25 protein-coding genes, 1 tRNA gene and 1 riboswitch are annotated in these 24,177 nt (G+C 72.9%); of the genes, 4 read left to right on the forward strand and 22 right to left on the reverse strand.

The annotated features are described in order from the left end of the window. Position 1 precedes the first annotated feature (1 nt). Positions 2–922, reverse strand: coding sequence for a 5-dehydro-4-deoxyglucarate dehydratase (gene kdgD, locus ABZY33_RS02945; RefSeq protein WP_356489667.1), 921 nt, complete (start codon positions 920–922; stop codon positions 2–4). A 390-nt stretch (positions 923–1,312) separates the two neighbouring features. Between kdgD and ABZY33_RS02950 the strand changes: the two genes are divergently transcribed. Then, the gene (locus ABZY33_RS02950; protein ID WP_356489668.1) at positions 1,313–2,650 is read left to right on the forward strand and encodes a gluconate:H+ symporter; all 1,338 of its coding nucleotides are present in this window, start codon (positions 1,313–1,315) and stop codon (positions 2,648–2,650) included. A gap of 68 nt (positions 2,651–2,718) precedes the next feature. Next, entirely contained in the window at positions 2,719–4,053 is a 1,335-nt protein-coding gene (locus ABZY33_RS02955) for an enolase C-terminal domain-like protein (protein ID WP_356489780.1), read from the forward strand. A gap of 170 nt (positions 4,054–4,223) precedes the next feature. Here the strand turns inward: ABZY33_RS02955 and ABZY33_RS02960 are convergent, their stop codons facing one another. From ABZY33_RS02960 to ABZY33_RS03030, 15 genes are all read right to left on the reverse strand, one after another. Continuing rightward, positions 4,224–4,979: an alpha/beta fold hydrolase gene (locus ABZY33_RS02960; protein ID WP_356489669.1), complete on the reverse strand. Its 756-nt coding sequence runs from the start codon at positions 4,977–4,979 to the stop codon at positions 4,224–4,226. A gap of 220 nt (positions 4,980–5,199) precedes the next feature. Next, a tRNA-Pro gene (locus tag ABZY33_RS02965) sits at positions 5,200–5,273 on the reverse strand. Between the two features lie 124 nt (positions 5,274–5,397). Continuing rightward, positions 5,398–6,699, reverse strand: a complete 1,302-nt coding sequence (locus ABZY33_RS02970) for an MFS transporter (protein WP_356489670.1) — start codon at positions 6,697–6,699, stop codon at positions 5,398–5,400. Between the two features lie 230 nt (positions 6,700–6,929). After that, positions 6,930–7,289 (reverse strand): MmcQ/YjbR family DNA-binding protein, encoded by a 360-nt coding sequence (locus tag ABZY33_RS02975; RefSeq protein ID WP_356489671.1) that lies wholly within the window; start codon positions 7,287–7,289, stop codon positions 6,930–6,932. Positions 7,290–7,335: 46 nt separating this feature from the next. Further along, entirely contained in the window at positions 7,336–8,286 is a 951-nt protein-coding gene (locus tag ABZY33_RS02980; RefSeq protein WP_356489672.1) for an alpha/beta hydrolase, read from the reverse strand. A 64-nt stretch (positions 8,287–8,350) separates the two neighbouring features. After that, on the reverse strand, positions 8,351–8,911 hold the full coding sequence (locus tag ABZY33_RS02985) for a GNAT family N-acetyltransferase (RefSeq protein ID WP_356489673.1): 561 nt from the start codon (positions 8,909–8,911) through the stop codon (positions 8,351–8,353). Next, on the reverse strand, positions 8,908–9,522 hold the full coding sequence (locus tag ABZY33_RS02990) for a helix-turn-helix domain-containing protein (RefSeq protein ID WP_356489674.1): 615 nt from the start codon (positions 9,520–9,522) through the stop codon (positions 8,908–8,910). The genes ABZY33_RS02985 and ABZY33_RS02990 overlap by 4 nt, the downstream gene beginning before the upstream one ends. 63 nt (positions 9,523–9,585) lie before the next feature. Further along, positions 9,586–10,488, reverse strand: coding sequence for a LysR family transcriptional regulator (locus ABZY33_RS02995; RefSeq protein ID WP_356489675.1), 903 nt, complete (start codon positions 10,486–10,488; stop codon positions 9,586–9,588). Between the two features lie 88 nt (positions 10,489–10,576). Then, entirely contained in the window at positions 10,577–11,767 is a 1,191-nt protein-coding gene (locus ABZY33_RS03000; RefSeq protein ID WP_356489676.1) for a glycine C-acetyltransferase, read from the reverse strand. A gap of 28 nt (positions 11,768–11,795) precedes the next feature. Then, complete coding sequence (tdh, locus tag ABZY33_RS03005; protein ID WP_356489677.1) at positions 11,796–12,824, reverse strand: L-threonine 3-dehydrogenase; 1,029 nt, start codon at positions 12,822–12,824, stop codon at positions 11,796–11,798. 181 nt (positions 12,825–13,005) lie between these two features. Further along, positions 13,006–13,575: a GAF domain-containing protein gene (locus tag ABZY33_RS03010; protein ID WP_356489678.1), complete on the reverse strand. Its 570-nt coding sequence runs from the start codon at positions 13,573–13,575 to the stop codon at positions 13,006–13,008. Positions 13,576–13,600: 25 nt separating this feature from the next. After that, positions 13,601–14,200 (reverse strand): ATP/GTP-binding protein, encoded by a 600-nt coding sequence (locus ABZY33_RS03015; protein WP_356489679.1) that lies wholly within the window; start codon positions 14,198–14,200, stop codon positions 13,601–13,603. Beyond that, on the reverse strand, positions 14,178–14,549 hold the full coding sequence (locus ABZY33_RS03020; protein ID WP_356489680.1) for a DUF742 domain-containing protein: 372 nt from the start codon (positions 14,547–14,549) through the stop codon (positions 14,178–14,180). The genes ABZY33_RS03015 and ABZY33_RS03020 overlap by 23 nt, the downstream gene beginning before the upstream one ends. 2 nt (positions 14,550–14,551) lie before the next feature. After that, positions 14,552–14,986 carry a roadblock/LC7 domain-containing protein gene (locus ABZY33_RS03025; RefSeq protein ID WP_356489781.1) on the reverse strand — a complete coding sequence of 145 codons (435 nt, stop codon included), beginning with the start codon at positions 14,984–14,986 and terminating at the stop codon, positions 14,552–14,554. 113 nt (positions 14,987–15,099) lie between these two features. Continuing rightward, positions 15,100–17,100, reverse strand: a complete 2,001-nt coding sequence (locus ABZY33_RS03030; protein ID WP_356489681.1) for an ATP-binding protein — start codon at positions 17,098–17,100, stop codon at positions 15,100–15,102. 234 nt (positions 17,101–17,334) lie between these two features. On the opposite strand from ABZY33_RS03030, the gene ABZY33_RS03035 reads away from it, so the two are divergent. Beyond that, a complete protein-coding gene (locus ABZY33_RS03035; RefSeq protein ID WP_356489682.1) occupies positions 17,335–17,997 on the forward strand; it encodes a hypothetical protein in 663 nt (220 codons plus the stop codon). A 59-nt stretch (positions 17,998–18,056) separates the two neighbouring features. Here ABZY33_RS03035 and ABZY33_RS03040 read toward each other — a convergent pair whose 3' ends face one another. The 4 genes from ABZY33_RS03040 to ABZY33_RS03055 form a co-directional block, all read right to left on the reverse strand. Further along, positions 18,057–19,247, reverse strand: a complete 1,191-nt coding sequence (locus ABZY33_RS03040) for an MBL fold metallo-hydrolase (RefSeq protein WP_356489683.1) — start codon at positions 19,245–19,247, stop codon at positions 18,057–18,059. A gap of 97 nt (positions 19,248–19,344) precedes the next feature. Continuing rightward, a complete protein-coding gene (locus ABZY33_RS03045) occupies positions 19,345–20,106 on the reverse strand; it encodes an SIMPL domain-containing protein (protein ID WP_356489684.1) in 762 nt (253 codons plus the stop codon). Positions 20,107–20,287: 181 nt separating this feature from the next. Then, the gene (locus ABZY33_RS03050; protein ID WP_356489685.1) at positions 20,288–21,106 is read right to left on the reverse strand and encodes an SGNH/GDSL hydrolase family protein; all 819 of its coding nucleotides are present in this window, start codon (positions 21,104–21,106) and stop codon (positions 20,288–20,290) included. A 122-nt stretch (positions 21,107–21,228) separates the two neighbouring features. Continuing rightward, positions 21,229–21,978 (reverse strand): LysM peptidoglycan-binding domain-containing M23 family metallopeptidase, encoded by a 750-nt coding sequence (locus ABZY33_RS03055; RefSeq protein ID WP_356489686.1) that lies wholly within the window; start codon positions 21,976–21,978, stop codon positions 21,229–21,231. 5 nt (positions 21,979–21,983) lie between these two features. Then, a riboswitch (cyclic di-AMP (ydaO/yuaA leader) is annotated at positions 21,984–22,149 on the reverse strand. Between the two features lie 384 nt (positions 22,150–22,533). Here ABZY33_RS03055 and ABZY33_RS03060 point away from each other — a divergent pair. Beyond that, the gene (locus ABZY33_RS03060) at positions 22,534–23,331 is read left to right on the forward strand and encodes a tyrosine-protein phosphatase (protein ID WP_356489687.1); all 798 of its coding nucleotides are present in this window, start codon (positions 22,534–22,536) and stop codon (positions 23,329–23,331) included. A gap of 7 nt (positions 23,332–23,338) precedes the next feature. Here ABZY33_RS03060 and ABZY33_RS03065 read toward each other — a convergent pair whose 3' ends face one another. After that, on the reverse strand, positions 23,339–23,503 hold the full coding sequence (locus ABZY33_RS03065) for a DUF6126 family protein (RefSeq protein ID WP_356489688.1): 165 nt from the start codon (positions 23,501–23,503) through the stop codon (positions 23,339–23,341). A 3-nt stretch (positions 23,504–23,506) separates the two neighbouring features. Further along, positions 23,507–24,133: an XRE family transcriptional regulator gene (locus ABZY33_RS03070; protein WP_356489689.1), complete on the reverse strand. Its 627-nt coding sequence runs from the start codon at positions 24,131–24,133 to the stop codon at positions 23,507–23,509. Between the last annotated feature and the right edge of the window lie 44 nt (positions 24,134–24,177).

Consider the following 24,177-nt stretch of genomic DNA (forward strand, 5'->3'; position numbering starts at 1 on the left):
CTCAGGCGCCGGACACGCCGGCGACCAGGGCCGCCAGCTCGTCGCGCTCCCGCGCGGTGAGGTCGGTGAGCGGCGGCCGGACCGGTCCTGCGCTCCGGCCGGTCACGGTCAGCCCCGCCTTGACGATGCTGACCGCGTAGCCGGCCCGCCGGTCGCGCAGCGCGGTGTACGGCAGGACGAAGTCCGAGAGCATCGCGGTGACGTCGGCCTGGCGCTGCTCACGCACGGCGGCGTAGAAGGCGAGGGCGAACTCCGGCAGGAAGTTGAAGATGGCCGAGGAGTAGGTGGTCACGCCGAGTTGGAGGTAGGGCAGGGCGTAGGTCTCCGCGGTGGGGAGCCCGCCGATATAGGTGAGGCGGTCGCCGAGGCGGGCGTGGATGCGGGTGACGGTGTCGATGTCGCCGACGCCGTCCTTGTACCCGATGAGGTTGGGGCAGCTCTCGGCAAGGCGGGCGACGGTGTCGGCGCGGTAGACGGCGTTCGCGCGGCTGTAGAGGACGACGCCGAGCGAGGTGGCCCGGCAGACCGCCTCGACGTGCTCGGCGAGACCGTCCTGGCAGGCGTCGGTGAGGTAGGGCGGGAAGAGGAGAAGGCCGTCGGCGCCCGCGCGTTCGGCCGCGGCGGCGAACTCGGTCGCGGTGGCGGTGCCGTACCCGGCCGGGGCGAGGATCGGGGTGCCGTCCGGGGCGCTGTCGGCCGCTGCGCTCACCACCCGCTCGACCTCGGTGGGGGTCAGGGAGAAGAACTCGCCCGTGCCCCCGGCCGCGAAGAGGCCGCCGACGTCGTACTTGGACAGCCGGGCGACGTGCTCGCGGTAGGCCTCCTCGTCGAAGGAGAGGTCGTCGCGGAAGTGGGTCACCGGGAAGGACAGCAGGCCGGAGCCGATGCGGCGGCCCAGTTCTGCGGGAGAGAAAGACGTCATCGCGGCACTCCTGGAAGTCGGGGAACGGTGCGGCGCGGTGGTGCGGCGAGCCGCTGTCCTGCTACCGGTGACGCTACGGACGGCGACGATTCCCGTCCAACACAAGTTTTGGATTCGGTAATACCTGCAGGGCATCAATAGCACCGCCCGGGTCGGGCCGCGACGGGTTCCATACCGGCAGGGTATGGCAGCCAACAAAATTCGACTTAGACGTGCATCGCAACCGTCTCTACGGTCAACTCAGCCACCCGTTCCGCGGTTCTGCCGCCGTATGCGGCCCGGAGCGGACCGCCGGGCCCCGCGCTCCGGACACCCTGGCCCACCCGCCCGCCTGCGCTCGCGTCTGCGTCAGGGCGGTTGCTCCAGCCCACAGTTCAAAGAGGAGCTGACATGCCACTCGTCGTCGTCGGGATCAGTGTTCTGGTTCTGCTGTTGCTCATGACCAGGCTGAAACTGAACGGCTTCGCGGCCCTGTTGCTGGTGGCGGTCGGCGTCGGCGTCGTCCAGGGCATCCCGGTGGCGGACATCCCGGACGTCCTCGCGGAGGGCATCGGCGGCCAGATCGGCGACACGATGCTCACCATCGGGCTCGGCGCCATGGTCGGCCGCGTGCTGGGGGACTCCGGCGCGGCCCAGCGCATAGCCGGCAAGCTCCTCGACGCCTTCGGCCCCCGCGGGGTCCAGGTCGCCATGGTGGTCACGTCGATGCTGATCGGCGTGACCATGTTCTACGAGGTCGCCTTCATCATCATCGTGCCGATCGCGTTCACGCTGGTGCGGGTGACCGGCGCGAAGCTGCTGTGGGTCGGGCTGCCGATGTCGATCGCCCTGTCCACGATGCACAGCTTCCTGCCCCCGCACCCCGGCCCCACCGCCGTCGCGGCGACGTTCCACGCCTCCGTCGGACTGACCCTGTTCTACGGCCTGTTCATCGCGATCCCGGTCGGCGCGTTCATCGCGCTGCTGTGGCCGCGGCTGCCGTTCGTGCGGGCGATGAACCCGGCCATCCCCGCGGGCCTGGTGACCGAACGCGAGTTCACCGACGAGGAGATGCCCGGCCTCGGCTGGTCGCTGTCGGTGGCGCTCTTCCCCGTGGTGCTGATCGCCGGTGCCGCGGTGGTCGACATGGCGGCTTCCGGCGAGAGCCCGCTCCTGCACACCGTCGCGTTCCTCGGCTCGGCGCCGGTCGCGCTGCTGCTGACGCTGCTCCTCGCGGTCTGGGCGTTCGGACCGCGCATCGGGCGCAGCCTCGCCGAGGTCAGCTCGTCCTGCACGTCCGCGGCGCAGGCCATGGCGATGATCCTGCTGGTGATCGGCGCGGGCGGCGCCTTCAAGAACGTCCTCGTCGAGGGCGGCATCGCCGACTACATCAAGGACGTCACCCACTCCTGGTCCATCTCCCCGCTCATCCTCGCCTGGCTCATCGCGGTGATCCTGCGGATCGCCCTCGGCTCGGCCACCGTCGCCGTCGTCACCGCCTCCGGTGTGGTGCTGCCGCTGCTCGCGGGCAGCGGCGTGAGCCCCGAGATGATGGTGCTCGCCGTCTCCTGCGGTTCGATCGCGTTCTCCCACGTCAACGACCCGGGTTTCTGGCTCTTCAAGGAGTACTTCAACCTCTCGGTCACCCAGGCGATCAAGGTCCGTACGACCTACACCACGGTGCTCGCCGTCCTCGGGCTCGGCGGGGTCCTCCTCGGCGAATGGGCCGTCACTACGCTCGGGCTGTGACACCGGCGCCCGCCGCCTTTGCCTCCCTCGTCCCTCCGCACGCCGTCCAGAAGGAAACCGACCGGATCATGCGCAGCAACCAGCCCACCGTCACCGCCCTCGCCGTCTACCCCGTGGCGGGCCGCGACTGCATGGAACTGAACCTCTCCGGCGCCCACGGCCCCTACTTCACCCGCAACATCGTGGTCCTGACCGACTCCGAGGGCCGCACCGGGCTCGGCGAGGTGCCCGGCGGGGAGAAGATCACGCAGACCCTGCGCGACGCCGAGCCGCTCGTCGTCGGCGCGAAGGTCGGTGACTACCAGCGCGTCCTGCGCGAGATACAGCACCGCTTCGCCGACCGCGACACCGGCGGGCGTGGCGCCCAGACCTTCGACCTGCGCACCACGGTGCACGCCGTCACCGCCGTCGAGTCGGCGCTCCTCGACCTCCTGGGCCAGCACCTCGACGTGCCGGTCGCCGCCCTGCTCGGCGACGGACAGCAGCGCGACGCCGTACGCGTCCTCGGCTACCTCTTCTACGTCGGTGACCCCGGCCGCACGGACCTGGAGTACGTCCGGGCCCCCGACGCGACCGTCGACTGGTACCGCATCCGCCACGAGGAGGCCCTCACCCCCGAGGCGATCGTCCGCCAGGCCGAGGCCACGTACGAGTTGTACGGGTTCCGTGACTTCAAGCTCAAGGGCGGCGTGCTGGCGGGCGAGGAGGAGGTCAAGGCGGTGCGCGCGCTCAAGGAGCGGTTCCCGCAGGCCCGGATCACCCTCGACCCCAACGGCGCGTGGTCGCTGCGCGAGGCCGTCGAACTGTGCGCGCCGCTGGTCGGGACGCTCGCCTACGCCGAGGACCCCTGCGGGGCGGAGGGCGGCTACTCCGGGCGCGAGGTGCTCGCCGAGTTCCGCCGCGCCACCGGGCTGCCCACGGCGACGAACATGATCGCCACCGACTGGCGTCAGCTGACCCACGCCATCGCCCTGCAGTCGGTCTCCATCCCCCTCGCCGACCCGCACTTCTGGACCATGCAGGGCTCGGTGCGGGTGGCGCAGCTGTGCAACGCGATGGGGCTGACCTGGGGCTGCCACTCCAACAACCACTTCGACATCTCGCTGGCCATGGTCACGCACTGCGGAGCCGCGGCGCCGGGCGACTACAACGCGCTGGACACGCACTGGATCTGGCAGGAGGGCCTGGAACAGCTCACGGTCGCCCCGCCCCGCATCGAGGACGGCCAGATCGCCGTCCCCGACGCCCCGGGCCTGGGCGTCCGACTCGACATGGACCGCCTGCTCGCGGCGCACGAGCTGTACCGCTCGAAGGCCCTGGGCGCCCGCGACGACGCGGCGGCCATGCGGTACCTGGTCCCGGGGTGGGAGTTCGATGGGAAGCGGCCTTGTCTGGTGCGGTAGGGACAGCGGGGCCGGGTGCGGAGTTGTCCGGACCGCGCGGGCCGATCCCGGCCCGGGGCCCCGGCCGCACCGGCCCCTTCGGCGACTGAGGCCCTGCCGCCGGCAGCGAGACGCGACTGCCGGCGGCGGGACTGCCGCACAGTGGGCCGGGCGGCCCGCAAGGATGTCGGTCAGGACGCGACGAAGCGGGCGATCTGGCCGAGGACGGCGGTGTCGGTCAGGTACCCGATGTGGGTCTGGCAGGCCACGTTGTTGTTGGTCGCTCCGGTGAGCCGGGTGCTCGTGTAGGGGAGGATGACGCCGTCGCAGGCCGAGTACCAGGTGGCGTACTTGGTGGAGCCGGGCGTCTCGTCGCCGGAGGAGATCTGGGAGATGAACGAGGAGCCCGGGTACATCTGCTGGCAGGTCGTGTAGATCAGGCAGGCGCCGGCGGAGGTGGTGCCGTGGTTGGCGCCGGCGATCGAGGCGAGGTGGCTGACGCTGGTGTCGCCGCCCAGCACCTTCAGGTAGTACTGGCTGACCAGCCCGCCCATGGAGTGGTTGACGATCGCGACCTTGCTCGCTCCGGTCCGCGCCTTCACGGTGTTGACGTAGGTGGCGAGGCCCTGGGCGTTGGCGATGTTGTTGCCGTACGAGTTGTACTCGTAGGCGAAGAGGTTGGAACTGGACCAGCCGCTCGCGCGGAAGACGCTCATGGCGGTGACCCAGTTCGAGGCGTTGCCGGTGTAGCCGTGGACGAAGACGACCGGGGTGCTGGTGGACAGCGGCTGTGCGGCGGTGGCCTGACCGGCCGTGGTGCGCGCGGCGGCGGCGGGGGCATCCGCTGCGCCGGCCGTCGTGGCCGAGGAGAAGAGGGTGAGCGCGGCGGCGCCGGCGACGAGTACGCCGAGCAGCCGGCGCGGGGAGCGACGCGAGGTGGAGCCCATGGAGCCCTCCTGAGGGGGGATGCGGGTACGTGGTCCGACCAGGGTGGCGGGGCCGGGCTCTGGCGCCATCGGCTAAATCACCGGTGCGGGCGGGGAATTCGGGTCGCTGTCACGGAGTCGTGAGACCGCTGCCGCCGGAGGTGCGGGCGTTGGGCGGGAAACAGAAAAAGGGCCGTTCGAAAACGGCCCTTCACCTGCGACGTTCGAATGTTCGAACTTGTCGGGACGACAGGATTTGAACCTGCGACCCCTTGACCCCCAGTCAAGTGCGCTACCAAGCTGCGCCACGTCCCGGCACCCGCTGACCTGGGCTTTCCCCTGGCCGAACGTGCACCGAAACCATACCGCATTCAGGGCCGTGGTCGCGCATCCCTTACGGGGCCGGCGGTGTCAGGCAGGGGCTAGGCCCGCACCCGCTTCACCCCGCCCCCGGCCGCGCCGCCACCCCGTCGCCCTCCCGCTCCCGCTCCGGCAGCGGCGCGCCCCGGACCGGGGGCACATCCGCCCGCACCAAGCCGCGGATCGCCGGTACGGACAGCAGAGCCGCCGCGCAGGCGACCGTGACGACTCCGCCCGCGAGGAGCACATGGCGGGTGCCGAACGCCTCCGCCGCGGGACCCGCCAGTGCCTGGCCGACCGGGGCCATGGCGAGCGAGCCCGCGACGTCGTAGGCGTGGATGCGGTTGAGGACGTCGCGCGGTACCTGGGTCTGCACGCTCGTCGCCCACATCACGCCCCAGAACGACATGCCCGCGCCCGCGACGGCGCAGCCCGCCATCATGCCGGGCACGCCCAGCCCCGCGCCGACCACGGCCGGGAACAGGGCGAACGCGAACAGGGCGACGGAACCGGCGCGGAGCATGCGGCGCGGGCGCAGCCGCAGGGCGATCACGCCGCCGATGACGGTGCCCGCGCCGAGTGCGGAGTTGACCAGGCCGTAGGCGCGCGGGCCGTACTCCTGGGTGACCTGCGTCGCGATGAGGGGCAGGGCGGGGCCCGACGCGCCGATCATCAGGACGCACCAGATGGCGATCACGCCCCAGAGCCAGGTGCGCGCGCGGAACTCCCGCCAGCCCTGGCCGAGGTCCGTGCGGAACCGCTGGCGGGAAGGGCCGCTGCCGGGCGGCATCGGCGGCAGGCGCAGGAGGAGCAGGCACAGGGCGCTCAGGGCGTACGTTCCGGCGTGCGCGGCGAAGACGAGGCCCGGGGAGGCGAACGCCACGAGCAGGCCCGCGACCGCGGGGCCCGCGAGCTGGGAGCCGGACTCGGCGACGCGGATCGCGCCGTTCGCGGCCTGGACGTCGTCGGCGAGGCGGGGCACGGTGCTGGCGACGCCGGGCTGGAAGAGGGCGGAGGCCGCGCCGTTGACGGCGCCGATGACGCAGATCTGCCAGAGCACGACGTGCCCGGTGAAGAACATGACGGCGGCGAGGGACTGGGACAGCAGGCGCGTGGCATCGGCGCCGATCATCAGCCACCGGGTGCTGAAGCGGTCCGCGAAGACCCCGCCGAAGATGACGAGCCCGGCGAAGCAGCCGACGGACGCGGCCATCGCGAGGCCGACGGCGCCCGCGCCGTACCCGTACTGGAGCAGGCCCGCGGCGAGGGCGACGGGCAGCATGGTGTCGCCGAGTTTGGCGACGGCCCGCGCCGTGAAGAACAGTCCGAAGTCCCGCGACCAGATGCCCCGCGGCCGGGGCGAGGCGCCGCCGCCACTCACCTCACCCGGACGGGGCCGCCCGCCCCGGCGCCGACCCGCCCCACCCGGACGGAGCCCGGCGCCGGCCGCCCCCTCCCCCGGAACCGGAGCAGGGGGCCGGGTCCCCGGGCCCTCCCGCGAGCAACCGCTTTCCGTCCCGTCCCCGCCCATACCCGCCCCGTCTCCCTCGCACCGCGTCCACCCCGACGGGCGGATCATGCCACGCGGGCCCGGGCGGGTCCCACGGAGGTTCAGTCCGCGGGCCCCTGGGCCAACTCCGGGTGGGCGTCGAGCAGTCGGGGCGGGGCCGCCTGGCGCCAGGAGTCGGTGAGGACGGCGCGCAGCTCGTCCGTGTCGTCGAGTGCGGCGAGCCGGGCGCGGACCCACGCGAAGGACGCCTCGTGCCGGGCGATCCAGAACTTCCGCGGCTCGGCGAGGACCAGTTCGTCGCGCTCCTCCTTGGGGCAGCGCACGGCGATCGAGGTCTCCTCCTCGGGCAGCGTGGCGAACATCTTCCCCGCGACCCGGAAGGTCGGCATGGACCAGGCGGTCTTCTCCGTCGTCTCCGGCAGGGACAGGGCGATGGCGCGTACATCCTCGGCGTCCGGCATGGAAGGAACCGTAGCCAAGGGCACTGACAACCGCGCCCGGGGCCGGTCAGGGCACGCGCTTGTCCAGCCAGGCGAGAAGGTCGGCCTGGACCTCGTCGCGGTTGGTCTCGTTGAGGATCTCGTGGCGCGCCCCCTCGTAGCCCCGCCAGGTCAGGTCGGTGACACCGGCGTAGCGGAAGTCCTCCAGGAGTTCGTGGACCAGGGTCATGCGCTGGTTGCAGGGGTCCTCGGTGCCGGCCGCCACGTGGATGGGCAGGTCGGCGGGGACGCGGGCGAGGTTCGCCGGGTCGTTGATGCGGCGCACGGCCCGGACCCAGTCCAGGGCGAGGCCCGCCGAGAACGGGAAGCCGCAGCGTTCGTCGGCCACGTACGCGTCGACCTCGGCCTCGTCCCGGGAGAGCCATTCGAAGCCGGTGCGGTGCGGGTAGGGGTCGTTGAAGGAGGCGAAGAGGTCGGGGACGTAGGAGGAGAGCGCGGCCCGGCCGGAGCGGGCGATCTCCGCCTCCAGGGCGGCGATGGACCCCTCGGTGTCGGCGCCGGGCAGCGAGCGGAACGTGCCGGAGAGGATGAGGCCGACCAGGTCGTCCGCGTGCCGTTGGACGTAGTCGCGTGCCAGCAGCGAGCCGAGGCTGTGGCCGAGCAGCACGAAGGGGACGTCCGGGTACAGGGCGCGCGCCTGGTCGCCGATTGCCTTGATGTCCTCGACGACGGCGATCCAGGCGTCGACGGTGTCCGGTTCGGCGTCGTCGGTGACGCCGTAGCCGCCGGTGGTCACGGCGGTGGCGCCGTGGCCGCGGTGGTCGGAGGCGATGACACCGTAGCCATGGGCGACGAGGTGGCGGGCGAAGCGGTCGTAGCGCAGCGCGTGCTCGGCCGCGCCGTGCGCGATCTGGACGAAGGCGCGGGGCCTGCCGCCGTCGGGCAGCCAGGTGTACGTGGCCACGGCCGCGCCGTCGCCGGTGCTGAGGGCGCTGGTGGTGTAGGCGGGGTCGGTCATGGTGGGGCTCCTGATCGCCGGTGCGGTGTACGGGTCCTCTGCACCTCCCCTGCCCCGTCGGCGCTCATACCTGCTGACCGGCCGCAAGGGGCCGCGCGAGCCGCTTGTAGAACAGCGTCGTGGGCCGCGGGGTCCCGGCCGGGTCGGTCGCGTAGTCGGGGATGACGCCGGCCCGCGCCCAGCCCGCGGCGGCGTAGAGGGTCTCGGCGGGGCTGCCGGTCTCGGTGTCGAGGACGAGGAGGGTGCGGCCCGCGTCGGCGGCGGCCCGTTCGGCGGCGGCGAGGAGCGCGCGGCCGTATCCGCGGCCGCGGGCCGAGTGGTGCACCATCAGCTTGGCGATCTCGGCCCGGTGGCGGCCGTTGGCCATGTCGCCGACGGCGAGGGAGACCGTGCCGGTGCACCGGCCGGAGGCTTCGTCCAGGATCACCCAGACGGCGAGGGCGCCGCTCTCCACGGCCGGGGTGCGGGTGCGCCACCAGTCGGCGGCGGCCCGGGCGGTCAGCCCGCGCAGAAAGCCGAGGGAGTTGCCGCCGTCGACCACGTCGGCGAGCAGCTCCCCCAATGCCCCGGCGTGCGCGGCGAACTGAGCGGGTGTCAGGCGCTGGACGGGGTGCGGGGGTGTCATGGGCGGACCACCACCAGTGCGTAGCGCACGGCCTCGGGGCCCGGGCAGTGGAAGTGCGTCGGGCCCCACACCCGGAAGCGCAGGCAGTCGCCGGTCGTGAGGGTGTGCGTGGTGCCCTGGACGGTGAGCGCGAGGCGGCCGTCCAGCACCCAGATGTGCTGTTCCAGGCCGGGAAGGGGCGGCCGGTCGTAGGCGATGTCGGCGTACGGTTCGAGCCTGCCCTCGACCAGTTCGGCGCGCAGGCCCGGCAGCGGGGGCGAGACCGAGCGCCGGACGAAGCCGCTGGCGTCGTCGCGCCACACGGACTGTTCCGGGGCGCGGACGACCTGGGCCGGGGCGGACTCGACCTCGCTGAGGAGCTGGGACATGGTGCGCCCGTAGACGGCGCAGAGCCGGTTGAGGAGGGCGGCGGTCGGGCTGATCTCGGCCCGCTCGGCACGGGAGAGGGTGGAGCGGCTCACGCCGCTGCGGTCCGCCAGGTCGCCCAGGGACCAGCCGTGTTCGGCGCGCAACTCGGCCAGGCGGGCGCCGAGCCGGGCGTCGACCGGGTCGGGTCCGGTCTCGACGGCGGTGCCGGGCTCTCGTGGTGGCACATCACTCTCACGTCTCATATCCGGCACGTTATCCCGGATGTGAGACGGATGGGGTACGAAATCCGGAGGCGCCCGACCGGCTCAGCCGCGGGCCGCCTCGCCGAGCGCGTCCAGGACCGGACGAATGAGCGGGTGCGCCTCGGCCCCGTGCCGGACGGCCGCGAAGACCTTGCGGGTGGGCGCGACGCCCTCGATCGGGCGGACGACGACCTCGGAGAGGTCCATGCCGACCAGGGCCGAGCGCGGGACGAGGGCCACGCCCGCGCCCGCCGAGGCGAGGGCGACGACCGCGCGGAAGTCGTCGGAGGAGTGCTCGAACCGCGGGGAGAACCCCGCGTGTTCGCAGGCCAGGACGACCACGTCATGGCACGGATTGCCCGGGTAGGGGCCCATCCAGGTGTCCTTGGCGAGGTCGGCCACCGGTACCCGCCCGGCCTCCGCGAGCCGGTGGGCGACGGGCAGCACCGCGTCGAAGGGCTCCGCGTAGAGCGCGACCCGGGTGATCCGGTCGTCGTCCGCGTCCGGGGCGCCCCGGTACTCGACGGCGACCGCGACATCGATGCGGCGGTCGAGGAGCATCGGCAGGCTGGCGTCGCCCTCGGCGTCCTGGACCCGGACCCGGATGCCGGGCGCGGTCCCCGCGAGGCGCGCCAGGGCCGGACCGACCACCAGGCCGATGCCGGTGGCGAACGAGGCCAGCGTCACCGTGCCGGCCTCCCCCGCGCTGTACGCCGCCAGCTCCGCCTCGGCCTGTTCGAGGCGGGCCAGGACGGCGTTCGTGTGGGTGAGCAGGATCTCGCCCGCGGGGGTGAGCCGCACGCCGCGGGCGCCGCGCTCGACCAGCTTGTGGCCCGTCTCCTGTTCCAGCGCGGTCAGCTGCTGGGAGACCGCGGACGGGGTGAGGTACAGCGCGGCGGCAGCCGCCGTGACCGTACGGTGGTCGGCCACCGCCCGGAGGATGTGCAGCCGCCGCGCTTCGATCATGCCGCCGATTCTCCCAAACCCGCCGGCCGGATACGCACACCGGGTGCGAAGGCCCGCAAACCGGGCCGCATCGCCCCGGGAACCGCGGTCAGCCCAGCTCCGCGCGGGCCGCCACGAAGGCGTCCACGGCACGGTTCACGTCCTCGGTGGAGTGCGCGGCCGAGAGCTGGACGCGGATACGCGCCTGGCCCTGCGGCACGACCGGGTAGGAGAAGCCGATCACGTAGACGCCGCGCTCCAGCAGCAGCTCGGCCATCCGGGCCGCCACCGACGCGTCGCCGATCATGACGGGGGCGATCGCGTGGTCACCGGGGAGGATGTCGAAACCCTCTTCGGTCATCCGGCTGCGGAACAACTTGGTGTTGGCGGCGAGACGCTCGCGCAGCTCACCGGCGGTCTCGAGGAGGTCGATGACCTTCAGGGAGGCGGCGGCGATGACCGGGGCGAGGCTGTTGGAGAACAGGTAGGGGCGCGAGCGCTGGCGCAGCAGCGCGACGATCTCGGCGCGGGCCGCGACATAGCCGCCGGAGGCACCGCCGAGGGCCTTGCCGAGGGTGCCGGTGATGATGTCGACGCGGTCCATGACGCCGTGCAGCTCGGGGGTGCCGCGGCCGCCGGGGCCGACGAAGCCGACCGCGTGCGAGTCGTCGACCATGACCATGGCGCCGTGGCGCTCGGCGAGGTCGCAGATGGCGTCGAGCGGGGCCACGTAGCCGTCCATGGAGAAGACGCCGTCGGTGACGATCAGCTTGCGGCGGGCGTCGCCGGCCGCCTTGAGCTGGGTCTCGAGGTCGGCCATGTCGCGGTTGGCGTAGCGGAAACGCTTGGCCTTGCTCAGCCGGATACCGTCGATGATCGAGGCGTGGTTGAGGGCGTCGGAGATCACCGCGTCCTCGGGGCCGAGGAGGGTCTCGAAGACGCCGCCGTTGGCGTCGAAGCAGGAGGAGTAGAGGATCGTGTCCTCCTGGCCGAGGAACGCCGAGAGCCGCGCCTCCAGTTCCTTGTGCACCTCCTGCGTGCCGCAGATGAAGCGGACGGAGGCCATGCCGTAGCCCCAGCGGTCGAGTGCGGCGTGACCGGCGGCGATGACCTCGGGGTGGTCGGCGAGGCCCAGGTAGTTGTTGGCGCAGAAGTTCAGCACCTCACCGGGGCGCCCGCCTCCCGTCACGTCGACGGTGGCGGACTGCGGGGTGCCGATGACCCGCTCGGGCTTGTGCAGGCCCGCGGCGACGATCTCGTCGAGGGTGGCCTGGAACGCGTCGCGTACGTTGTCGAACATGCCGGAAGTCCTTGGGGGTTGAGGGAGGTCAGACGGTCCAGTCGAGGATGACCTTGCCGCCGTGGCCGCTCGCCGCGTCGTCGAAGGCCGCGTCGAAGTCGGTGTACGCGTACCGGCCGGTGATCACCGGGGCGAGGTCGAGTCCGCCTTCCAGGAGGACCGACATGGCGTACCACGTCTCGAACATCTCGCGGCCGTAGATGCCCTTGACGGTGATCATCGAGGTGACGATCCGGGCCCAGTCGACGGCGAACTCCTGTGCGGGCAGGCCGAGCATGGCGATCTTTCCGCCGTGCGTCATGTTGGCGAGCATGTCGCGCATCGCGGCCGGGTTGCCGGACATCTCCAGGCCGATGTCGAAGCCCTCGCGCAGGCCGAGCGCGCGCTGGCCGTCGGCGATGGCGGCGTCGGCGACGTTCAGGGCGAGGCTGACGCCGATCTTGCGGGCCAGGTCCAGGCGCTCCTCGCTGACGTCGGTGATCATCACGTGGCGCGCGCCGGCGTGCCGGGCGACGGCGGCGGCCATCAGGCCGATCGGTCCCGCGCCGGTGATCAGCACGTCCTCGCCGACGAGCGGGAAGGAGAGCGCGGTGTGCACGGCGTTGCCGAACGGGTCGAAGATCGCCGCCACGTCGAGGTCCACGGGGACGCGGTGCACCCAGACGTTCGCCGCGGGCAGCGCGACGTACTCGGCGAACGCGCCGTCGCGGCCCACGCCGAGACCGACCGTCGCCCGGCACAGGTGGCGCCGGCCGGCGAGGCAGTTGCGGCACTTGCCGCAGACGAGGTGGCCCTCGCCGCTGACGGTGGCGCCGACGTCGATGTCGGTGACGTCCCGGCCGGTGGCGACGACCTCGCCGGCGAACTCGTGGCCGACGACCAGCGGTGCGCGGACGGCGGACTGCGCCCAGCCGTCCCAGGCGCGGATGTGCAGATCGGTGCCGCAGATCCCGGTCCGCGCCACCTTGATCAGTACGTCACCGGGGCCGACGGCCGGCTCGGGCACGTCCGTCAGCCACAGTCCCGGTTCGGTCTTCTCCTTGACGAGCGCCTTCAACGGCTCGGCTCCTGTCGTCGCGCACCCGGACAGGGCGAAACCGCCCGGGCACGGGAAGGGTGGAAGAGTGAGGTGGCGGATCCGCCCGCCACCCCGGACTCTTCCCTACTACGGCGCCCGCGGTCCATCGAGGATTTCTTAAGCGGCGTCGCAGCTTTCCTACAGGCGGCCGGGCCCGTGGTCACACCGGCGGGCGCCCGCGCACCACGTCCATCAGCTCTCCGGCCGAGGCCTTGATGGTGGCGAGCCCGGCTCTCCCCCAGGGGCGTGGCGCCGTGTCCACCACGCACACGGTGCCGAGGGCCAGACCTGTCCGGTCGTCGAGCAGGGGTGCGCCCAGGTAGGAGCGGATTCCTATCTCGTCGACCACCGGGTTGCCCGCGAACCGCGGGTAGTCGCAGACGTCTTCCAGGACGAGTGCCTTGCGCCGCACCACTACATGGGGGCAGTACCCGTGGTCGCGCGCCAGGTAGCGGGCCCCCGTGCCGGCGCCGGCGGCCGCCGCGCCGAGGTCGCCGCCGTGGTGGGCGCCGTCAGGTGTGTGCAGCCCCGCGAAGAACTGCCGGTTCTCGTCGATGAAGTTGACCATGGCGTAGGGAGCGCCGGTCACGTGGGCGAGCCGGGCGGCGAACAGGTCGAAGGCCCGTTCCGGACGCAGCCCCAGACCGAGGGCGCGCAGCCGGCGGCCCCGCGCGGGGGCCTCCCGGTCGACGGGGGTCAGCAGCAGCCGTCCGGTCGCGTCGTACGTCATCCGTCCGCTCCCGGGCGGGCGTCCGTCATGTGTGGGCCCCGAACCCGGAGGCCGCCGGGGCGGCGTGCGCCAGCAGATGCCGGACGAGGGTGAGCAGGGTCTGGATGCCGGAGCTGGAGATGCGCGCGTCGCAGCGGACCACGGGCACCTGGGGGTCGAGGTCGATGGCGGCCCGCACCTCCTCCGGTTCGTAGCGGTAGCCGCCGTCGAACTCGTTGACGGCCACGATGAACCCCATGCCGCGCTCCTCGAAGAAGTCGACGGCGGCGAAGCAGTCCTCCAGGCGGCGGGTGTCGGCGAGGATCACCGCGCCGAGGGCGCCCTCGGACAGCTCGTCCCACATGAACCAGAACCGCTCCTGGCCCGGGGTGCCGAAGAGGTACAGCACGTGTTCGGGGTCGAGGGTGATGCGGCCGAAGTCCATGGCGACGGTCGTCTCGACCTTGTTCTCGATGCCGTCGAGGTTGTCGGTCGCGGCGCTGACGGTGGTGAGCAGCTCTTCGGTGCTGAGCGGGGCGATCTCGCTGACCGCACCGACGAACGTCGTCTTGCCGACCCCGAACCCGCCCGCCACCAGGATCTTCAGTGCGGTGGGGAAGGGGTCAGAGCTGTCGTCGTAGTCCATCGAGCACTGCCTCCAGTAGGGACCGGTCAGTGGGGTTGTCGTGGAACGTGGGGGGCTTGGTGGTGAGGGCCCCGCAGTCGACGAGGTCGGACAGGAGAACCTTGGTGACGGCCGCGGGGAGCGCGAGATGCCCGGCGAGCTCCGCGACCGACATGGGGTGCGCGCACAGTTCGAGCGCCTGGCCGTGCTCCGGACCGAGGTAGCCGAGGGGGGTCGTCCCCGTGGCCATCACCAGGGAGAGCAGATCCAGCGACGTACTGGGGCGGGTGCGCCCGTCGCTGATCGTGTACGGACGGACGAGCCGGCCCGCCGCGCCGTCGAGCCAGGGCCCCTCCTGCGGCGCCGACACCCTCAATTCCTCATCGCCGTGGGCTCGGCCGAGGGCTGGCGGGGCGCGGTCACCAAGTAGGGGCGCACGCTCTTGACGAGCATCGCCATCTCGTAGCCGAGCACGGCGGCGTCGGCGTCGCGTCCGGCGAGGACGGCGAGACAGGTGCCGGAGCCCGCGGTCGAGACGAACAGCAGGGTGGAGTCGAGTTCCACCACCACCTGCCGTACGTCGCCGCCGTCACCGAAGCGCACCCCGGCGCTGCGGCCGAGCGAGTAGAGACCGGAGGCGAGGGCCGCCATGTGGTCGGCGCTGTCGGCGTCGAGCCCGTGCACGGACTTGACGAGGCCGTCGCAGGACAGCAGCACGGCACTGTTCGTGTGGGGGACGCGCTGGACCAGGCCGCTCATCAGCCAGTCGAGATCGGACACATGACCCGTCGGCACATTGCTCGCCATGGGGATCGACTCCTTGGTGGACTGCTCGGTGTGGTGCTGGTCGGGGGGACGGGCCGCGGCGGGGCGGGGCCCGCCGGGTATCGCCGCGCGGTGCGGACGCGCCCGGGCAGCCGTCATCCGGCGCTGCCGCTCTCGCCGCCCCCGGGCCCCGGCGTCCCGGGCAGCTCGCGCGGTGCGGCCTCGTCGGTGCGTTCGGCCGCTTCGGCGAGCGTGATGCCGCGCTGGAAGGCGGCCATGAGCCCGGGGTCGTGACCGACCGGCGGCTCGTCGTCCTGCCGGGGCGCGGGGCCGCCGCGCAGTTGCGGGGCGAGATGTTCCTGGGCCCGGCGCCGGGGCAGCCGGGGCCGCTCCATGGTGCCGCGCACCGTGCCGTGCGATGTGCCGTGCGGGGCCGCCTGGTGCTCGGCCGCGCTCTGCCGGTCCTCGGGGCGGATGCCGGGCACGGCGTCGGCGGGGGTGGGCCGCGAGTTGCCCGGGTGGCGCTGGGGCAGGGGCGCGGCACCGGGCGGCTGGTGGAGCCGCAGCTGCGGGGACGGTCCGGTACGGAGCTGATCCGCGCCGGCCCGCTCGGTACGGGCCTGCGCCGTGCGAGTCATGTCCGTGCGAGGCGCATCCGTACGAGACGTGTCCGCGCCGGACGCATCCGTGCGGGCCGCTCCCGGGTGGGCCGGTTCCTGGGGGGATGGTGCCCGGTGGGCCGGTTCGGTGCGGGGGCGCGGGACCCCGGTGATGCCTCCGTGCAGCGGGGCCGGGGCAGCGGGCGTCGCGGGGAGGGCCGCGGGGGGTGTGGCCTCGCCCGGGTGCGGGAGCGCGCTGCGCCCGTGCGCGGCGGCGGCCCCGGGTGGCAGCACGCTGTCCGCGGTCGCCGCCGCGGCGGCCCGGCGCACCCGGGGCACCTGCTCGCTCTGGTCCGCGCCGAGCAGCGCCTGCGGCAGCACGAGAACGGCTTGGACGCCGCCGTAGATGTTGGTCCGCAGCCGTACGGTGATGCCGTGCCGCCGGGCGAGCTGCGACACGACGAACAGGCCGATGCGGCCGTCCTGGAGCAGGCTGTCCACGTTGACCTGGTCGGGGTCGGCGAGCAGCGCGTTCATCCGGTTCTGTTCGGTCACCGGCATCCCGAGGCCGCGGTCCTCGACCTCGATGGCGAGGCCGGAGGTCACCAGGTCGGCGCGGAGCAGCACTTGGGTGTGCGGGGCGGAGAACACGGTGGCGTTCTCGACGAGTTCGGCGAGCAGATGGATGCAGTCGGCGACGGCGTGCCCGCGCAGGGTGCCCTCGATCGGCGGGACGAGCTTGACCCGCGCGTACTGCTCGACCTCGGCGATGGCAGAGCGCATCACCTCGGTCATGGAGACGGGGTGGCTCCACTGCCGCCGCGAGACGGCGCCGCCGAGCACCGCGAGGTTCTCGGCGTGCCGGCGGATGCGGGTGGCGAGGTGGTCGACGTGGAAGAGGCCCTTGAGCAGGTCGGGGTCCTCGACGTCGTTCTCCAGGTCGTCGAGGAGGGAGATCTCGCGGTGGACCAGGGACTGCAGGCGGCGGGCGAGGTTGACGAAGACCTCGACCTTCTGGTGGCTGCCCGCCTGGCCGGAGAGCTGGGTGGCCTGGACGACGGCCGTGACGGCGGCGTCCTGGGCCCGCGTCAGGTCGGCGGCGAGCCGGTCGAACTCGTCGGCGCCGGGCGCGAGCGCCTTGGGGGCACGGCGCGGCGGTGGCCCTTCGCCCTTGCGCAACTGCTCGACGAGACCCCGCAGTTCGGCCTGGCCGCGGGCGGTGGTGCGGCGCAGGCCGAGAACCCGGTCGCGGACGGTGGCGGCGGCGCGGTCGGCGGCGACGGCCGCGATGACGATGCCGGCGAGGGTGACGCAGCAGGCCCCGGTGAGCACGCCCCACAGGGCGGGGCCGGGCCGCGCCCCGGTGGAGCGCACGGTGAACAGCACGGCCGCGCAGGCGCTGAGCGCCACGGCCACGGGCGGCAGGACGGCCAGGCGCAGCAGCTGAGGCCGTATGTGGGTCTCGGCGGGACGCGGCGCGGACCGCCCCGTCGGCCTGCCGTGCCGCCCGCCTTCGCGGCGGTCTGCGCGGGCGGCCGGCTGGCGGAGCTGAGACATACGGCGTCCTCGTCCTCGGTTCTCTCGGGGTGGGCGGAAGCGCAGGGCGGCACAGCGGAGATCGACCGGGCGTCGCACGGCGAGCACTCACGGTAGTCGGCATCGCCGTATGTGCGTCGGGCAGTTGCCGAACTCCGGCGGCCGACGTCCCGCTCTGGTATGAGCCACCGAACAGGTGACTGATTACGCGCCCGCGCGACCGCCCTTCCCACCCGGGTGGCCCTCGGCGGTCGCATGTCATACCGTCAGATGCCGCTGGCGCGCCGCAGTTCAGCGCGCCGCTTCCCGGGCCGCGCCGCCGCCACGGCCGCACCCCAGCCCACCGTCACGGTGACGAAGACCGCCGCAGCCGAGCCCGCGCGGCACGAAGCGGCCGAACCGGCCGACGACGCCGAGCCGGCCGCGGACGCGCCGAAGAAGGCGACCGTCCCCGACTTCGTGGGCATGGGCCTGCAGTCGGCACAGGACAAGGCGCAGAAAACTGGTTTCTTCGGGCTCGCTTCGCACGACGCGCTGTGTCGCGAGCGCATGCAGGCGTTCGACCGGAACTGGAAGGTGTGCAGTCAGAACGTGAAGGCCGGCACCTCCAGGTCGACCGGCACCGACTTCGACTTCGGAGCGGTGAAGCTGGAGGAGGACTGCCCGGCGAAGGACGAGAAGCCCGCGACGGCGACCGGTGACACCATGCCGGACTTCGGCGGCAGGTCCGTGAAGGCCGTGCGTTCCGCCCTGGAGTCCGGCGCCTCCCTCACGGTGCGGGACGCCCTGCCGGACGACCGCTGGGTACTGGTCGAGTCGAACTGGAAGGTGCGCACCCAGAACCCGGCGGCGGGCGCGGCCCTCCACGGGCAGCCGGTCACGCTCACCGCGGTGAAGTCCGAGGAGTCCTGTCCCTGAACCGCCGCTCGTGCAGCGGCGGCAGGGCACTTCAGGGGACTCAGATCACGGGGCCGGCCTCAGCGCTCGCCCGCAAGATCAAGCTCTCCCTTGCTCGTCCCGGCCCCGGCCCCGTCCTCGACGATCCGGGGGCGGCGCCACGGGTGGGTGAGGGGGTGGGAGACCGGGCGCCACCACGGCTCGTCCGGCAGCGGCCCCGCCGGTTCGAAGGGCTCGCCCGGGCGCGGGAAGGCCGCCGCCTGGCTCGCCTCCTCGGCCACGTCCCGCATCCACTCCCCCGGCTCCGCCCACGCGTGCGGCGCCAGGTTGAACGTGCCCCAGTGGATCGGCAGCAGCACGCCGTGCGGCTCGCCGCCCTGGAGGTCGAGGTGGGCGCGCAGCCCCTCCTGCGGTGTCATGTGGATGTCGGGCCAGAACTCCGCGTACGCGCCGACCTGGATCATGGTCACGTCGAACGGGCCGTGCTGCGCGCCGATGTCCCGGAAACCCTGGAAGTACCCGGTGTCACCGCTGTGGTAGATGCGGTGCTCCGGCCCGGTGACGGCCCAGGACGCCCAGAGGGTGTGCTGCGGGTTGCGCAGACCGCGGCCGCAGAAGTGGCGGGCGGGCGTCGCCGTGAGCGTCACCGCGCCGACCTCGGCCGACTCCTGCCAGTCCAGCTCGCGCAGCCGGTCGGCCGGCACTCCCCAGTGCTCCAGGTGCGCGCCGACGCCGAGCGGCACGGCGAAGACGGTGTCCGTACCGGCGAGCGCCTTGATGGTGGGCAGGTCGAGATGGTCGTAGTGGTCGTGCGAGATGACGACCACGTCGACCGGGCCGAGCGCCGCGAGGGGCAGCGGCGCGGGGTGCAGCCGCCGGGGTCCGGCGAAGGCGAACGGGGAGCAGCGCTCGCCCCAGACCGGGTCGAAGAGCACCCGGACCCCGTCGATCTCCGCCAGCACGCTGGAGTGCCCCATCCAGGTGATGCGCAGACCGCTCGCGGACGGCTTCGACAGGTCCGCGAGGGTCGTGGCGTGGACCGGGACGGTGCCCGTGGGAGCGCGGCGGGCCCGCTCCTCCTTGCGGAAGTACACCTTGGCGAGGTCGAGCATGGAGCCGTCGGGCCGGGTGCGGGCTCCGAGGGGGTTCTGGAACTGTCCGTCGGCGAAATTCGGCGACCTGCGGATCCGCTCCAGCCGCGCGCCGGTGGCCTCGGCGCCGAACGCGGCAGGCTGCAACGAGCGCAGACCGGGACTCAAGGAACGTGGCACAGCGCCTCCCGTTGATCGATCAGAGTCCCATTATGTGCCGCCCCTCCGGCAGCGGCCCGCACCGCCCCCGCACCCAGCGCCCGGCCCGGGCCCGGCCTCAGTTCAGCTCGTACACCGCCGTCACGGTGACCTCGTCCTCGATCTCGCCGGCCGCCACCGGGACCTTCTGCGCGGTATCGGCGAAGGCCGCGGCGGGGACCGCCACCGGGCGCGGCCTGCCGTTCGGGCTCTCCTCGAGCGAGACCAGGCGGCCGAGCTTGTGCCCGCTCACCTTGGCGTACTGGACGGCCTTCTCATGGGCGTCGGCGTGCGCGGCCGCCCGGGCAGCGGAGCGCAGCCGGCTCGGGTCGGCGACGTCGAAGACGACGGAGTCGATCCGGACGTCGTCGCCCGCCGCGTCGGCCATCGCCTGGATGACCTCACCGGTCCGCTCGAGGTGGCGGACCTTGACGGAGAACGACTGGGTGGCCCGGTACCCGGCGACGCGCGTGGCCGCGCCCGGCTCCGGACCGCTCTCGTAGACGGCGGAGGCCGAGAGGTTCTCCGTGCGGATGTCCCGCTCGGCGACGCCCGCCTTGCGCACGGCCGCGAGCAGCGCGTCCGCGGTCCGGCTCTGGGTGGCCAGGGCGGCCTTCGCGGTGGGCCCGTTCGCCTCGACGCCCGCGGTGACGGTCGCCATGTCCGGCGCCGTACTGGCCCGGCCCTCGCCGGTCACGGTCAGGGTCGCGGGCCGGGGCGCGGAGGCGGCGGCGGGGGCGGTGTGCGGTGCCCCCTGGGCGGCGGCGGCCGGAAGCGCCGGCAGGGTGAGGGCGAGCAGAGCGCCGACGAGTGCGGCGCGGTGGCGGGGACGTACAGGCATGGGAGCGGGGTCCTTCCCGGTCGGGCCCGCCGACGCGGCGGGCAGCCGACATCCCAGCACCCGCGCCCGGCCCGGCGGGTGACGCCACTCCGCCCGGTCACCTCGATGAGCGCTTTGGAACGGCTGTGCGCGCCACTTGGAGGAGAGAGGAGACCGGACCGGCGCTACGGCGCCACGTGGTTCAGGACGCGGACTCCAGGTGCAGCTTGATCAGGTGCGGGTCCACGAACCCCTTGGCCATCACGCGGTCCCCGGAGGACTCGCCGCGCAGCCGCCGCCCGATCCACGGCACCAGGAACTCGCGCGCCCAGTGGATGTCGTCGCGCCGCACCGCGAACGTGCCGCGCGGCGGCAGCAGCGGCCAGGCCTGCTCCGGGTCGGCGGGGACCTCGATGCCGAGCGCCTGCGCCGCGCGCAGGGCGACCCGGGTGTGCCCCTCGGCGGAGAGGTGGAGCCGGTCCTCGTCCCAGGCCCGGCGGTCCTGGACGGAGCGCAGGGACCACAGGTCGAGCACGGGGCAGCCGTACCGGTCGGCGATGGCGCGCACATGCATGTTGTACGTGGCGATCTTGCCGCGCAGGTGCTTGAGCACGGCCACGTCGCGGGTGTCGAAGCCGGTGGCCACCATGACGGTGCCGCAGGCCTCGGCGAGCCGCGCGACGGCCTTCTCGAACCGTTCGGCCACGTCGTCCGGGTCGGTGCCGGGCCGGATGATGTCGTTGCCGCCGGCGACCAGGGTCACCAGGTCGGGGGCGAGTTCGACGGCCCGCGGGACCTGGTCGGCGACGATCTGGTCGATGAGTTTGCCGCGCACGGCGAGGTTCGCGTACTGGAAGGTGTCCTCGGCGACGCGATCGTCCAGGAGGACGGCGAGCCGGTCCGCCCAGCCTACGTAACTGCCGTCGGGTCCGGGGTCCCCGACGCCTTCGGTGAAGCTGTCCCCCACCGCCGCGTAGGACCGAATCGTGCCGCTGCCGAGTGATCTCGATTCGTTTGCCACGACCACACATCTTTCACCTCGGCGTGTGACCTACGCCAACGTAACCAGGGGTTGACGTGGGGTGAGAAAACGCACGCGGCGCCCGGGGAATAACCCCGGGCGCCGCAAGGATCGCGCGTGGCTCAGAGGGTGACGCCGTGGTCGCGCAGGTACGTCAGCGGGTCGATGTCGGAGCCGTACTGCGGCGAGGTGCGGATCTCGAAGTGCAGGTGCGGTCCGGTGACGTTGCCGGTGGCCCCGGAGAGGCCGATCTGCTGGCCGGCGGTGACGGTCTGCCCGGCCGAGACGCCGATCGAGGACAGGTGGGCGTACTGCGAGTAGTCGCCGTCGGCGTGCTTGATGACGACCTCGTTGCCGTAGCTGCCGTCCCAGCCGGCGGAGACGACGGTGCCGGCGCCGACGGCCTTGACGGCGGTACCGGTGGAGACCACGAAGTCGGTGCCGGTGTGGTAGCCGCTGGACCACGAGGAGCCGGAGGCGTGGTACGCCGTGCCGACGGGTCCGTCGACCGGCTTCACGTAGTCGGCGGTGGCGGTGCTCGTCGTGGTGGCGGCAGCCGGGGCCGCGCCCTCGAGCGTGAGCTGCTGGCCGGGCTTGATGAGGCCCGCGTCGGCGCCGACGACCTTCTTGTTGGCCTCGTACAGCTTCTGCCAGCCGCCGTCGACGTGCTGCGCGGCGGCGATCTTCGCGAGCGTGTCACCGGCCTTGACCGTGTACGTCGTGGCGGCCGGGGCGGCGTCGCCGGTCGCCGCGTGGGCGCCGGTGGCGCCGATCAGCGGCAGGGCGAGCGCGGCCCCGCCGGCCGAGGCGACGGCGGCGGCGCGGGTGAGGCGCTGGGTCGTGGAACGGCGGTGCTTTCCCTTGGCGGGCATGGCGCTTTTCCTCTCCGTCGCCTACGAGGTGAGCTGTCGGGTTCGGGCTGGAGCTGCCCGGCCGGACCCGCGGACGGATTCGGCTTCACCCCTAGCCGCATGGGGAATTCCCGGCGGCGTCCTGCCTGTGGGTCCCCCGTTCCTGCCGTCACGGGTCGTCATGGTGGGAATCCGGGCGGCGGCAGGATTAGGCGTTCCGTCCGGATGGAAGGGCGACAGTAAGCCGGTCGACAAGACGGCGACAAGCGCCGAATTCACCGGCGGGGTTGCTTTCTTGATCGTCCGGGAGTTCGCCGTGTCACCCTGCGTGGATAACGGCGCTTTGCCCAGCCCTTACCTTCCGGGAATTTCCGCCGCGAGAATTCGGGACGGCCGCTACGGGCCGTCACGGTTATGAGCCTGCTCACGCGAACCACCCAATGCCCTTTTATTTATGGATGGTTATTAATAAAAGGTCCGAAACGGACAGAAGGTTGCCTCGGGAACTCATGTCGTATCGTCAGGACCGCGTTCGCCGGCGAGGAACGCCGGTGACCCGATCGCGAGGAGCCCCCTGTGACGCAGCACGTCCCGTCCACCGAGCCCGAGCTGTCCGGAGTGCGCAACTTCCGTGACGTGGGCGGTCTGCCGACCGTGGACGGCCGGCGCGTGCGCCCGGGTGTGCTCTTCCGCAGCGGCCACCTCGCCCACGCCACCGCCGAGGACGCCGCGTTCCTCGCGGGGCTCGGCCTGCACACGGTCTTCGACTTCCGCAACGCCGCCGACCAGCGCCTGGAGGGCGCCGACGTCGCCCTGCCCGGGACGCGCAACGTGAACCTGCCGCTGACCGACCCGGCGGACGGCGCCGAGTTCTGGCAGATGGTCCGCGACGGTGACATAGACCAGCTGCGCGCCCTGCTCTCCCAGGGCCGCGCGGCGAACCGCATGATCACGTCGTACCGCGCGATCATCTCGCGGCGCACCGCGGAGCACAGCCGCGTCCTGCACGCGCTCGCCGAGGACAGCACGCCCGCCCTCATGCACTGCGCGGCCGGCAAGGACCGCGCGGGCCTGTCGATCGCGGTGACGCTGCTCGCCGTCGGCGTGGAGCGCGACGCCATCGAGGCGGACTACCTGGCGTCGAACGCCACGCACCGCCGCTACAAGGTGCGCCGCACCTCCACCTCGGGCGACGCCTACGCCCCCGAGGTCATGGAGCTGCTCAGCCCCCTCTTCGACGCGCGTGCGAGCTATCTGCACGCCGCCTTCGAGACCATCGCACAGACCTGGGGAACCGTGGACCGCTACTTCGAGGAGGGCCTGCGGTTCGGCGCGGCCGACCGCGACCGGCTGCGCGAGCGCCTCCTCGACTGACGGCGGGCTACTGGCCGCCCCCCAGGGTGAAGAGCATGTAGATGAAGGCCGCGAGCGCGTGCCCCGCGAAGACGTACACGAGGACCCGCACCCAGATGCCGCGCGGCAGCTTGTCCTCGATGTCCCGCCGGGCGGGCCGCTCCTCCGGGGTGGGCTCGGTGGCGTCGCTCATGATTCAGACCTCCCGGACGGGGCCGGCCGCCGGGCCGAGACACAGCGCGGCGATCGGGCTCTGCAACAAGGTGTGGACGAAGAGCAGCTCGGCCCCGTCCCCGTCCGCGGCGGCGATCCGGTGCGGGGTGAGCGAGTCGAAGTGCGCGCTGTCCCCGGGGTCGAGCTGGTAGGACGTGTCCCCCAGGCGCAGCCGTAGCCGCCCTTCGAGGACGTAGAGCCACTCCTCGCCGGGGTGGACGCGGACGATGTCGCCCTGCGAGCCGTACGGCACGTGGACCCGCAGCGCCTGCATGCCGCGGCCCGGGGAGCCCGCCTGGTAGTACGTCCAGCCGCCGGCCTCGGTCGCCTCCATGGCGCGGGACCTGACCACGGCGTCCCGGTCGGCGGGGGTCTCGCCCAGCAGTTCGGAGACGGTCGTACCGTAGATACGCGCGAGGGCGAGCAGCATCGGCAGCGACGGCTGGCGCTGTCCCGTCTCCAGGCGCGACAGATGCGCCGGCGACAGGCCGGCGGAGCGCGCCGCGGCTTCGAGGGTGAGCGCGGCGCGGCGGCGCAGGGCGCGCAGCTGGGGAGCGACGGTGGGCAGCTCCGGGGGGACCGGAGCCTCCTCCGGGAGGGCAGGGCTCATGGTGCGATCACACCAGAGCCCTGTCTGCCAGGCAATTTTCTTGC

It is taken from the genome of Streptomyces sp. NPDC006552 (assembly GCF_040611655.1).
In the GTDB taxonomy this organism is placed as follows: Bacteria; Actinomycetota; Actinomycetes; order Streptomycetales; family Streptomycetaceae; genus Streptomyces.

What these genes read in the sequence shown, in the direction of transcription:
- ABZY33_RS03030 (WP_356489681.1), bottom strand. Translation starts at nt 17,100, where the DNA reads ATGTCTCAGCTCCGCCAGCCGGCCGCCCGCGCAGACCGCCGCGAAGGC.
- ABZY33_RS02990 (WP_356489674.1), bottom strand. Translation starts at nt 9,522, where the DNA reads ATGAGACGTGAGAGTGATGTGCCACCACGAGAGCCCGGCACCGCCGTC.
- ABZY33_RS02975 (WP_356489671.1), bottom strand. Translation starts at nt 7,289, where the DNA reads ATGCCGGACGCCGAGGATGTACGCGCCATCGCCCTGTCCCTGCCGGAG.
- ABZY33_RS03025 (WP_356489781.1), bottom strand. Translation starts at nt 14,986, where the DNA reads ATGGCGAGCAATGTGCCGACGGGTCATGTGTCCGATCTCGACTGGCTG.
- ABZY33_RS03035 (WP_356489682.1), top strand. Translation starts at nt 17,335, where the DNA reads ATGTCATACCGTCAGATGCCGCTGGCGCGCCGCAGTTCAGCGCGCCGC.
- ABZY33_RS02995 (WP_356489675.1), bottom strand. Translation starts at nt 10,488, where the DNA reads ATGATCGAAGCGCGGCGGCTGCACATCCTCCGGGCGGTGGCCGACCAC.
- ABZY33_RS02950 (WP_356489668.1), top strand. Translation starts at nt 1,313, where the DNA reads ATGCCACTCGTCGTCGTCGGGATCAGTGTTCTGGTTCTGCTGTTGCTC.
- ABZY33_RS03055 (WP_356489686.1), bottom strand. Translation starts at nt 21,978, where the DNA reads ATGCCCGCCAAGGGAAAGCACCGCCGTTCCACGACCCAGCGCCTCACC.
- ABZY33_RS02955 (WP_356489780.1), top strand. Translation starts at nt 2,719, where the DNA reads ATGCGCAGCAACCAGCCCACCGTCACCGCCCTCGCCGTCTACCCCGTG.
- ABZY33_RS02985 (WP_356489673.1), bottom strand. Translation starts at nt 8,911, where the DNA reads ATGACACCCCCGCACCCCGTCCAGCGCCTGACACCCGCTCAGTTCGCC.
- ABZY33_RS03045 (WP_356489684.1), bottom strand. Translation starts at nt 20,106, where the DNA reads ATGCCTGTACGTCCCCGCCACCGCGCCGCACTCGTCGGCGCTCTGCTC.
- ABZY33_RS03010 (WP_356489678.1), bottom strand. Translation starts at nt 13,575, where the DNA reads ATGACGTACGACGCGACCGGACGGCTGCTGCTGACCCCCGTCGACCGG.
- ABZY33_RS02980 (WP_356489672.1), bottom strand. Translation starts at nt 8,286, where the DNA reads ATGACCGACCCCGCCTACACCACCAGCGCCCTCAGCACCGGCGACGGC.
- kdgD (WP_356489667.1), bottom strand. Translation starts at nt 922, where the DNA reads ATGACGTCTTTCTCTCCCGCAGAACTGGGCCGCCGCATCGGCTCCGGC.
- ABZY33_RS03070 (WP_356489689.1), bottom strand. Translation starts at nt 24,133, where the DNA reads ATGAGCCCTGCCCTCCCGGAGGAGGCTCCGGTCCCCCCGGAGCTGCCC.
- ABZY33_RS03000 (WP_356489676.1), bottom strand. Translation starts at nt 11,767, where the DNA reads ATGTTCGACAACGTACGCGACGCGTTCCAGGCCACCCTCGACGAGATC.
- ABZY33_RS02960 (WP_356489669.1), bottom strand. Translation starts at nt 4,979, where the DNA reads ATGGGCTCCACCTCGCGTCGCTCCCCGCGCCGGCTGCTCGGCGTACTC.
- ABZY33_RS03015 (WP_356489679.1), bottom strand. Translation starts at nt 14,200, where the DNA reads ATGGACTACGACGACAGCTCTGACCCCTTCCCCACCGCACTGAAGATC.
- ABZY33_RS03065 (WP_356489688.1), bottom strand. Translation starts at nt 23,503, where the DNA reads ATGAGCGACGCCACCGAGCCCACCCCGGAGGAGCGGCCCGCCCGGCGG.